Genomic DNA, 10,433 nt, shown 5'->3' on the forward strand with positions numbered 1-10,433 from the left:
GTGCGGTGCTGCTGGGCTGACGGCTCGTCACCCTAGGGCGAGATACTTGACCAATACAAGAGTCTCGGCGGCGTACGCGCACCGCCGGGGCGTCAGCCGGACGCGGCCGCCATCGCCCCCGCGGTCTCGAGCAACTCCTCGGCGGTCCCGGGGAAATCGGCCAGCAGCCGCATCGCCACCACCCGCGCCTCGGCCGAGCTGCCCAGGTGCCGGTCGACCAGGTCCTGGAGGTGGCGGTGGCAGCGCAGCATGGTCCGGTCGGCACCCGTCAGTTCGAGCAGGCAGCCGTACGTGTTGAAGGCGTGCGCAGCCGGGGCGATGCCGGTCAGCAGGTGCTCGGGCGGCATCGCGCAGCCGCGCCGCGCCGGGGCCGCCACCTGGTAGCCCTGCGGCGTCCACTCCCGCGGTACGTGCATCTCCGGCCCGGCCGGCCAGTACCCGGGCCCGGCCGACAGGCCGCGGTCGTCGACGACTTCGGGCGCCTCGCGCGGCGGGCATCCCGGAATCCGGGCGAGCAGGCCCCAGGCCGGCAGGGAGAGGGGCGCGGTGCGCTCGGCGCGGGCCACCGCCGCCCAGTCCGCGTACGGCACTTCGAGCAGCGGCCAGAGCTTCGACACGGTTTGGCCGCGCAGCCGCCCGAGCAGGGCACGCGTGGTGGTCTTGGCGGCGATCTCGGCGCGCAGCCGCTCCCGGCCGTCGGGAGCCGCGAACAAGTCGGCGAAGTGCTCGCGGTCGCGCTGCGCCATGGTCGGCAATTCGGCCACCAGCCGGGCCGCCTCGCCGGTGCCGTGCCGCCGCCAGATGCCCTCGACCGCGGCCAGCAGCAGCGAGCGGTAGCGGGGCAGCCGGAACGGAGGCGGCGCGTATTCGGAGGCGGCCATCGGCTGCTCGTACAGGGCGGCGACGCCGACGTACCCGTCCTTCTCCCAGGCCCGCAGGCATTCCTGCACCGAACTCGCGGTGTAGGTGCGCCGCAGCAATGCCGCACGCACCAACGCGGGGTCCCCCGAGTACAGGGCGGGCAGCCGTTGCGAGCGTCCGGCATCGCCGCGCACGCGGTCGACCACGGAGCGGTCCAGCGGTACGCGGTCGGCGGCTGCCATGATCCGCACCCGGACCGCGACCGAGGTATGCGGGTTGAGGTACAGCGCCGCATTGATGGCCGTGTCGTCCAATGCGGCCAGCGCACCCGCCACATCGGGGCGGCTCCAGCGGGCCTTGGCCAGGGTGAGGCGTTCCTCCGGAGTGGCCAACTCGACCAGCCACGCGACGGTTTCCGGGGATAGCGGTGCGCCGAACCGGGCCAGGTCGAGCAACGTGCCGCGGTGCAGATGCGGGGCCAGCGCGGCGAGCATGCCGGGGTCCAGCAGCATCAGCAGTTGGCGCATCTCCAGCCGGACGGCGCGCGGCGGACGCGGTATGGCGGATGTGCCGGCGGGCTCACCGCGGGCGCCTGCGGCATGTTCGACGAGTTCGGGCAAGAGGCCTGCCCAACCAGGGAGTTCGCGCTGCAGTCGACGCCAGGCGGCGGGGTCGGCGCCGAGCCGGTCGCGCAGTGCGGCGGCAAGGCCGCGCATGCCGTCCGAATAGGCCCACGCGTGCCGCGGCGCGAGGCGGCGCAGCAGGCCCAGGACGCGCACCGCCGGCCCGGCGCCTTCCACCAGGCAGGCGACATGTTCGCCGGTCAGCCGCCAGGTGCGGGCCGTGGGCTGTTCACCGGGGAAGTGGTAGACCGTCGCGCGCGGCCGCAGCAGGGCGGCGGAGCGGTGCCGGCCGCGCTTGACCTGCTCGGGGAGTTCGGGGCCCAGCCGCCGGAGCAGCACACCGTCCTCGGTGTCCAGTTCGGTGAGCAGTGCGACGAATGCGGTGACGTCCACGAAGGCCTCCCCCACCGGGGCGCTGACCGGCCACCGGGATGCCTCCAGGCTACGGACCGGCCCCGACAACCGCCGGAGTACAACGTGCGCCTACCAGGCAGGTCCGCGCGCGCAGAGCTGTCGAGCGGCGCCTCTTCGGATGTCCGGCAAGGCCGCGATTGCACGGCGGAGTCCATGTTCTGACGGTGCGTCACTCAAGCGGCCGGGGTGGTCGGGGCCACAGCCGGGGCGGCCTTGTCATCGTTCGCGGACCGAACTAGCGTCGCCAGATCAGGCGGTGGATCTTCCTGATTGCCCATGTTTGCCGGGGTTTTCGAAGAGAGGGGCATCCCGCGTGGCCGACACAGCCATCGAAGCCGACGAAGCCGTCGCACCAGGAAGGTCCGGGCCGCGCGGCGCGGTCGTGGTCGGCCCGTCCGACGTCGCGGCCGCCGTCGTCGCGGCCTTGCGGGCCGCAGGGGCGGTCGTGGCCACCGCCGAATCCGGCGCCGACCTTGCCGGCGCCGCGGAGCAGGCCGGTCTGGCCGGGCAGGTCGACCTCGTCGTGCACGCGCCCTACACGCCCGGGTCGACGGCTCCGTGCGCGGTGGCGGACCTGGCGCCCGAGGAGTGGGACCGGCTGGCCGAGGAGCCCGTCCGGCACGGCCTGGCGGCCCTGCAGGGCGCCTATCCGCTGCTGCGGGCCACCGGGGGCAGCTTCGTCCTCGTCGCGCCCAGCGTGGCGATCGAGGGCGGTGCGGGGCTGGTGCCGCTGGCCACCGCCTCGGAGTCGCTGCGCGCGCTGGCGAAGTCCGCGGCGCGGCGCTGGGCGCGCGACGGCATCGCGGTGCATCTGCTGGCCCCCACGGTGTTCGCGCTGGACGCGGAGGCCGAGGCGCTGCGCGGCACGGACGTGGACCGCAGCGAGGCCGCGCTCGGTGCGGACTCTATGTCGGCCGAAGCCGCCGCGGACGTGGTGCTGCTGCTCTGCGCGCCCGGCGCCCGGCACCTGACCGGCAGCACGTTCGCCCTCGACGGCGGAGCGCTGATGCTGCCGTGACAGGGCGCGCGGAAGGCAATGCGAACGGTACGGACACGGTGGACGAGCGTGGGGAGTTCGGAATGCCCGGCAGTGCGGACGATCCTCTGGCCGGACCCGCGGCCGCCATCGCGGCGGTCGCGGACCGCAAGCCCCTGGCCGGGCGGACCGTGCTGGTCACCGGAGCGGCGGCAGGCGTGGGGCGCGGCATCACGCTGGCGCTCGGTGCGGCGGGTGCCTCGGTGGTGGTGACCGCACGGCGCAAGGAGGCCGGTGCCGCGGTCGCCGACGAGATCACCGCGGCCGGCGGGATCGCCGACGTCGCGGTGTGCGACGTGACGTCGCCGGACGAGGTGGCCGCAGCGCTCGCTGCCGCGGTGGAGCGCTTCGGGCGCCTGGACGCGGTGGTGCACAACGCGACGAGCCGGCGCTCCAGCGAGCCGGTGGACCTGGAGCACGCGCCGGTCGACCTGTGGAACGAGCATGCGGCGGTCGGCTCGGTGGCGACGTACACGCTGGCCCGGGCCGCCTACCCGTACCTGAAGGCGACTGCGGGCTCGTATCTGGTGCTCACCTCTCCGGCCGGCATGCAGGGCAGCGCCAACCTGTCCTTCTACGCGGCCGCGAAGGGCGGCCAGCGCGGTTTCGTGAAGTCGCTGGCCCGCGAGTGGGGTCCGGACGGCATCCGGGTCAACGGCCTGGCGCCGCTGGCCGTGACGCCCGCGCTGGAGAACGCGATGCGGCTGGACCCGACGATGGAGCGGCGCATCACCGACCTGATCCCGATGCGGTGGATCGGCGACACCGAGACGGACATCGGTCCGTGCGCGGTGTTCCTGTGCTCCGCGGCATCGCGCTATGTCACCGGTCAGACGCTCGTGGTGAGCGGCGGGCGCATGACCGCGCTGTGAGGATCGCGGCGGGCCGCGTGCACACGTGTCCACTCGGACGAAGCCGAACGGTCAAATCACCACAACTTGCGTATATCTCTCAAGGGTTGCGCGAGGAAAAGTAAAATTAACCGTCATTCGTGATCAGACGGTGGAGGATCGCGTCCCTTTACGTACAGGATGCTTAGCGTCCCGTCATGGTCGTACGGGACACAGGGGCAGGCCCGGCCGGGGCGGGCCTGCCCTGCCCAAAGCGCGCTCCGGGCCCGAAATGGACGACCCGCTCGCGGATTGGGCGCCCACCGGCGTCGGCGTGGACGTGTCGAGCATCGCCTGACGCGCCGTCCGGCGCAGGGCCGGACCGGTCACGCGATCTTGCCTGCGATACCGGCGAGATCGCGGACCAGGCCGACCGTGCGCCGCACACGCTCCGGCTCGGGCGCCTTGGCCCGGGCCAGCGCACCCGCGCAGATCACCGCGAGCTTCACCACGGCGAACCGCTCGTAGTAGGCGAGTTCGCGTACCGGAGTGCCACCGGTCTCCTCGTACGCGTCGACGAGTTCGGCACGGGACGGCAACGCCGGGTTGGCGTCCGGGAGATGTCCGCCGCGGTGCGCGTTGAGCAGCCGTCCGGCCGGTCCCCAGTAGGCGAGCAACTGCCCCAGGTCGGCGGCCGGGTCGCCGACCGTGGACAACTCCCAGTCGAGCACCGCGCGCACCTCGGCCGGGGCGCCGGACCGGTACATGACGTTGCCGAAGTTGTAGTCGCCGTGCACGATGCCCTGCGGGCCGGCGGCCGGGATGGCCGAGCCGAGATCGCGCAGCAGACCGTCGAGCCCCGGTGCCTCGTCGAGTCCGGTGCGGTCCCATTGGCCGCGCCAACGCCGCAACTGTCGTGACAGGTAGGGCTCTGCACGGACCATGTCGCCGAGGCCGACGTCCTGCGGGTCGACGCGGTGCAGGGCGGCGAGCGTACGGGCCAGCGCAAGCCCGGCCTCACGGGCGACCGCGGGCGGCAATGCGGCAACCTGCGCCGCGTCGGTGTGGAACACGCCGTCGAGGCGCTCCATGAGGTAGAATGGCGCGCCGAGTACGGCCGCGTCCTCGCAGAGCGCCGCCATGCGCGCGACCGGTACGCCGCTGCCGGCGAGTGCCGCCTGCACGCGGAACTCGCGGGCCATATCGTGCGCGGTCGGGAGCGCGCCGCGTGCGGGAGGCCGGCGCAGCACCCAGTCGCGGCCGCCGCCGGTGACGCGGTAGGTGAGGTTGGACGCCCCGCCGCTGAGCCGGCGGACCGTCAGGACGGTTCCCGCGTCGAGGAGTCCCGCCCCGGCGGCCCAGGCCGCCAATCGGACGGGGTCGGCAGGGTCGGCAAGGTCGGCAGTGGTGCCGGAGGCATCGGTGCTCACGACGAGTGGCCCAGGTAGCGCGGCTCCCCCGCGGGGAGGTCCAGCCAGTCCGCGTAGCGCTGCTCGGCGGCCGCGCGGCGGGTCGGGACGTGCTCGGTCGGCCAGCCCTCGACGGCGTCGTAGCGGCGCAGGATCATCTTGGCGATCTGCTGGATGTGCACCTCGTCGGCGCCGTCCGCGAGGCGGAAGTTGCGGGCCAGCCGGTACATCTCCTCCAGCGGCAGGTCGGTGGAGTACCCGAGCGCGCCGTGCACCTGGATCGCGCGGTCCACCACGTCGTGCAGGATCTGCGCACCCCAGTACTTGACCTCGGAAACGGCCTGGCGGGCCGCCTTGGGGCCCTCGGTGTCCCAGGTCCACGCGGCCTTCAGGGTGAGCAGCCGGAACGCCTCGATCTCGATGTTCGAGCGGGTCACCATCTGCTGGATCAGCTGCTGGTCGGCGAGCCGCTTGCCGTGCGAAGTGCGCGAGACTGCCCGCTCGCAGAGCATGTCGAAGGCCCGGCGGCACTGCCCGATCCAGCGCATGGCGTGGTGGATGCGGCCGCCGTTGAGGCGCTTCTGGGCGAGCAGGAACGCGTCGCCCGGCTCGCCGATCATGTTCGCCGCAGGCACCCGGCAGCCGGTGAAGCGCAGTTCGGCGTGGCCGCCGAGGTTGCGCGTGCTCTCGCCGTCGTACGGGTGGTGCATCGTGTGCACGTTGCGCACGATCTCCAGCCCGGGGGTGCCGCGCTCCACGACGAACATCGAGGCGCGGCGGTGCCGTTCGGCGTCCGGGTCGGTGACCGCGAAGACCAGGATGAAGTCCGCGCGGGAGGCATTGGAGGCGAACCACTTGTGGCCGTCGATGACGTAGTCGTCGCCGTCCCGGACCGCGCGGGTCTTGATGCCGGTCGGGTCGGAGCCCGCGGTGTGCGGCTCGGTCAGCGAGAAGCAGCTGGTCAGCTTGCCGTCCAGGAGCGGCCACAGCCAGCGCTGCTTCTGCTCCTCGGTGGCGCCGACCGCGAGCAGTTCGCTGTTGCCGGAGTCGGGCGCCTGGTTGCCGAAGATATTGGGCGCCGAGCCGGTACGGCCCAGGATCTCGTGCATCAGCGCCAGGCGGACCTGGCCGAAGCCCTGGCCGCCCAGTTCGCGGTCCAGGTGGGCGGCCCACAGGCCGCGGTCCTTGACGCGCTGCTTGAGCGGCGCGGTGACCGCGCGCCAGTTGTCCGCGCTCATGCGGTGCCGGACCAGGTCGAGCGGCTCTATCTCCTCGACGACCAGGTCGCGGATCCAGTCGAGTTCGCGGGCGAACTCCGGGTCGGTGCTGAAGTCCCAGGCCACGGCTGTCTCCCGAACGGTTGGCGGACCGCTCAGCGCTGCGCCCGGAACGGTTCACCGCTTCCCGGCCACAGCTCTGGCTCGGAGGGACGCTAACCCGACTACTTAACCATGTCAATTAAATCCGGGGCTCGCGCTTGACGCCGCGCAGGTCGGCCACCAGGCGCTGCATCTGCTCGGCGAGCGCGCCCAGTTCCTCCGCGGTCCAGCCCTTCAGCTGCTCGGCCAGCAGGGCGTCGTTGGCGGCCGCGAACCCGGCGTACGCCTCGCGGCCGTGGTCGGTGGCCGCGACGAGCGAGACCCGGCCGTCCTCGGCGTCCCCGATGCGGACGATGTAGCCGCCCTCCTCCAGGATCCGGATCTGCCGGCTGAGCGCCGCGGGCTGGATGTCGGCGAGCTCGGCGAGCTCGGTGGGCCGCACGGGGCCGTGGTCGATGACCCGGTGCAGGATGCCGATCGCGACCAGGTTCAGGGCGACCCCGGAACGGGCCGCGTGCAGCGCGTCCAACTGCCTGCTGTTGACGAAGCGCTTGAGCGCGTTCACGGCCTCGTTGATCGCACGGCGGCTCTGGGCATCGGTCATGCCGCGCATGTTAGAGCGTGCAGGTCACGAGCGCCCTGTGCGTGCCGGTGCGTCCGGTGCTCGTGATAGACACATGGACGTGTCCGACACCTCCGCTTCCTCCCTCGACTCCGCCCCCGCGCCGGTGCGCCGGGCCGGCCGCCGGTCCGGCCGGAAGCGCGAGGACGTCCTTGCGCACGCCTGCCTGGTGATCGGCGAACGCGGCGCGGACGCAACGAGGTTCGCGGATGTCTCGGAGGTCTCCGGGGTGCCGATCAGCACCCTGCAGTACTACTTCGGCAACCGCGAGGACCTGCTCCTGGCCGCCTTCCGGTACGCCGCGCAGCGCGACCTGGACGGCGTGCGCGCGGCGGCCGCGGCGCTCGACGACCCGTGGGAGCGCGTGCAGAAGGTGTGCGCGTTCGTGGTCGGGTTCGCCGACGAGGCGGCGCCCTACGCGTGGCAACTGTGGGTGGAGGCGTGGCGCTGGGCGCAGCGCGACGCCGAGTGGCGCACCGAGGTGCTCGCCGACAATGCGGAGTGGCGCGGCCTGCTCGCCGAGACCGTCGCGGACGGTGTGGCGAGCGGCCGGTTCCGGGCCGACGCGGACCCCGGGCGGGTGGCCCGCCAGGCCCTCGCGATGGTGGACGGGATCGGGCTCCCGATCGTCCTGGAGGACCCGGCGGTGCCGCCGGAGATGGCCCGCGAACTGCTCATCGACGTGCTGGCGCGCCTGCTTCTGCCGTGACCCGCGAGGCGGGTGCCGTACGGCTGCCGCCGCGGGCGGTCAGCAGCAGGTAGCACGCGACGCCGGCCGCGCCCGAGGTGAAGAAGCTGACGTCGACGCCCGAGCACCAGTCCGCGATCGGGCCGGTGAACGAGGTCGACGAGTTCGACAGCAGGCCGACCGCGCTGCCCACCGCCCAGGCGATGGTCGCGGGCAGGTTCCAGCCCGCGGTGTACCAGTACGCGCCGCCGTGCCGCCGCTGGTTGAACACCTGCAGGTCCGGCTCGCTGAACCGGGCTCCGGTGCGCCACATGCCGGTCAGCGTGATGGCCGCCCACGGCGTGGCCAGCGAGGTCAGCACGAGCACGAAGGTGGTCACCGACTCCTCGGCGTCCCACACGAACTTGCCGAGGAAGACCAGGCCGATCGAGGTCGCCGCGACCAGCACCGTGGAGGCCACCCGGCTGAGCCGCGGCAGGATCGCATCCAGGTCCAGGCCCATGCTGTAGAGCACGATGCCGGACTGGCCCAGGGCGCCGACCAGGCCGCACACCAGGATCGGGACGAGGAACCAGGCGGGTGCGGCGTGCACCAGGCCGGCCACGTACCCGGCGTCCGGGTCGAAGGTCGCCACCGCGGTCAGCACCCCGAAGACCTGCGGGACCACGAGGCCGGCGACCATGCCGAGGCCGGTGGCCCGGACCACCGAGCGGCCGCTGTGCCGGTGCGGGGAGACGTAGCGGGTCCAGTCGCCGGTGAGGGTGACGAAGGACACGGGCCCGGCGATGCCGGTGCTGACCATGGCGAGCAGCCAGGTGGGCCAGAAGGAGCCGAGCGCGTACGCCGCAGGGTCGCTCGGCGCGGAGAAGTCGATGTCGGACCGGAAGGCGATCAGGCCGAGCACGATGACGACCGTCATGATCGGCGCGGCCACCCGGTTGAGCAGCACGATCCAGCGGAAGCCGTAGACCGCGGCAAGGGTCGCGGCGGCGGCCAGGAGGGCATAGCCGACCGCGTACGCGGTGTCCGACTCGGGCAGGTCCACCAGGCGCGCCAGGGAGGCCACGATGGCCTCGCCGCCCGCCCAGACGGTCACCGCCATGAACCCGGTCGAGAGCAGCACGCCGATCACCGACGCGATGAGCCGGCCGCGCACGCCGAAGTAGGCCCCGGAGCCGACCGAGTTGTTCGTGCCCGAGCGCAGGCCGACGAGGGCCAGCGGGGCCACGAAGGCGGCGCCGATCAGCGTGCCGGCCACCGTCGCGGTCAGCGCGGCCCACAGGCCCAGGCCGTACGAGACGGCCAGCCAGCCGAAGACGATGTTGGTGAAGCCCAGGTTGGCGCCGACCAGGATCGCGACCAGGTCGCGCGGCCGGGCGGTGCGCTCGGCCTCGGGGATGGTGTCGACGCCGTGCTTCTCGGGGGCGTGCAGATCGGCTTCGGGACCGGGAAGGGGGTCCGGTTCATGTCCCATCGGGGGACCTCCGCGCAGGTGGTCGGGCCGTCGCGATGCGGGGGCGGCGGTGGGTGGTCAACCCGGACTGTATGGCCATACAGGTTTTCTGTACAGGGTTGACTTATGCCCGGCTCCATGGCGCCAGGGGGTCTTTCGGCCATCTCACGGTTGACTTTCGGACCGCGCGTCGGGTTACCCTCCAAAGTCGATCCCGAGACCCCGGCATACGCACCCACGCGCCCGCCCCAACACAGGCAGGCGCCCGTATGCAGGCCCTGGGCGCGGAACCGGAGCGGTCCCACTCCGCCGCCCGGCGCCGCCCCGGTACCCAGCACCGCGACGCTGCGCGACCCGCAGCCGTCCGACCTTCACGAAAGCCCGGCTGCCCATGTCGATGCACACGCACGATCCCGCTCTGACCGAACTGGTCTTCGCGTACATGCGTGACCGTCTCCAGCTCGATCCGGTGCCGTTGGACCATCCGGGCGACAAGGACAAGCTGGACCGGGCCCTGGCGGGTCTGATCGGGCAGGACGGGAACGATCCGGCGGAGGTGCTGCGGCTGTATGCGGAGCAGCTGGCGCCGACGGTGATCTCGTGCGACAGCCCGCGGTTCCTCTCGTTCATACCGGCGGCGCCGACGAAGGCGGCGCTGCTGTTCGACATGGTCGTCTCGTGCGCGTCGATCCAGGGGATCTCGTGGCTGGAGGCGTCCGGGGCGATCGCCGCGGAGAACCAGGTCCTGCGGCTGATCGCGGACCTGGCGGGGCTGCCGCCGCAGGCCGGCGGCTGCTTCGTCTCCGGCGGGTCGGCGGGGAACCTGTCGGCGCTGGTCGTCGCCCGCGACACCGCGCGGCGCAAGCGGGGCCTGGGCGACTACGACCGGGTCCGCATCGCGGTCTCGGACCAGGCGCACTCCTCGATCGGGAACACGCTGCGGATCATCGGCGTCGAGCCGCTGGTGGTGGCCACCGCCGACCACCGCCTCACCGGCCCGGCGCTGCGCGAGGCGCTGCTCGCCGACCCCGACCCCGCGAACGTGATCGGGGTGGTCGCCACCGCCGGGACCACCAACGCCGGGATCGTCGACGACCTGGCCGGCGTCGCCGAGGTCGCCTCCGAGTACGGCCTGTGGTTCCACGTCGACGGCGCCTACGGCGGCGCCGGCCTGTTCG

Annotated in this window: 9 protein-coding genes; 4 read left to right on the forward strand and 5 right to left on the reverse strand. The window is 72.9% G+C overall.

From position 1 onward, the window contains the following. Nucleotides 1–92: 92 nt before the first annotated feature. Nucleotides 93–1,877 (reverse strand): hypothetical protein, encoded by a 1,785-nt coding sequence (locus tag LZ495_RS40495; RefSeq protein ID WP_235058239.1) that lies wholly within the window; start codon nt 1,875–1,877, stop codon nt 93–95. Between the two features lie 334 nt (nt 1,878–2,211). Between LZ495_RS40495 and LZ495_RS40500 the strand changes: the two genes are divergently transcribed. Beyond that, nucleotides 2,212–2,916, forward strand: coding sequence for an SDR family oxidoreductase (locus LZ495_RS40500; RefSeq protein ID WP_235058240.1), 705 nt, complete (start codon nt 2,212–2,214; stop codon nt 2,914–2,916). Nucleotides 2,917–2,978: 62 nt separating this feature from the next. Next, nucleotides 2,979–3,806, forward strand: a complete 828-nt coding sequence (locus LZ495_RS40505; RefSeq protein WP_235058241.1) for an SDR family NAD(P)-dependent oxidoreductase — start codon at nt 2,979–2,981, stop codon at nt 3,804–3,806. Nucleotides 3,807–4,150: 344 nt separating this feature from the next. On the opposite strand, the gene LZ495_RS40510 is transcribed toward LZ495_RS40505, so the two are convergent. From LZ495_RS40510 to LZ495_RS40520, 3 genes are all read right to left on the reverse strand, one after another. Beyond that, nucleotides 4,151–5,194, reverse strand: a complete 1,044-nt coding sequence (locus LZ495_RS40510) for a phosphotransferase family protein (RefSeq protein ID WP_235058242.1) — start codon at nt 5,192–5,194, stop codon at nt 4,151–4,153. Then, the gene (locus LZ495_RS40515; RefSeq protein WP_235058243.1) at nt 5,191–6,516 is read right to left on the reverse strand and encodes an acyl-CoA dehydrogenase family protein; all 1,326 of its coding nucleotides are present in this window, start codon (nt 6,514–6,516) and stop codon (nt 5,191–5,193) included. The genes LZ495_RS40510 and LZ495_RS40515 overlap by 4 nt, the downstream gene beginning before the upstream one ends. A 115-nt stretch (nt 6,517–6,631) precedes the next feature. Further along, a complete protein-coding gene (locus LZ495_RS40520) occupies nt 6,632–7,096 on the reverse strand; it encodes a MarR family winged helix-turn-helix transcriptional regulator (protein WP_235058244.1) in 465 nt (154 codons plus the stop codon). Nucleotides 7,097–7,169: 73 nt separating this feature from the next. On the opposite strand from LZ495_RS40520, the gene LZ495_RS40525 reads away from it, so the two are divergent. Continuing rightward, on the forward strand, nt 7,170–7,823 hold the full coding sequence (locus LZ495_RS40525; RefSeq protein ID WP_235058245.1) for a TetR/AcrR family transcriptional regulator: 654 nt from the start codon (nt 7,170–7,172) through the stop codon (nt 7,821–7,823). Here the strand turns inward: LZ495_RS40525 and LZ495_RS40530 are convergent. Then, entirely contained in the window at nt 7,789–9,276 is a 1,488-nt protein-coding gene (locus tag LZ495_RS40530) for a purine-cytosine permease family protein (RefSeq protein ID WP_235058246.1), read from the reverse strand. The two genes, LZ495_RS40525 and LZ495_RS40530, sit on opposite strands and share 35 nt — an antisense overlap. A gap of 370 nt (nt 9,277–9,646) precedes the next feature. Between LZ495_RS40530 and LZ495_RS40535 the strand changes: the two genes are divergently transcribed. After that, nucleotides 9,647–10,433 (forward strand): pyridoxal phosphate-dependent decarboxylase family protein (locus LZ495_RS40535; protein ID WP_235058247.1); only part of this gene is annotated, 787 nt, incomplete at its 3' end.

This window comes from Yinghuangia soli (genome assembly GCF_021502675.1).
GTDB lineage: Bacteria > Actinomycetota > Actinomycetes > Streptomycetales > Streptomycetaceae > Yinghuangia > Yinghuangia soli.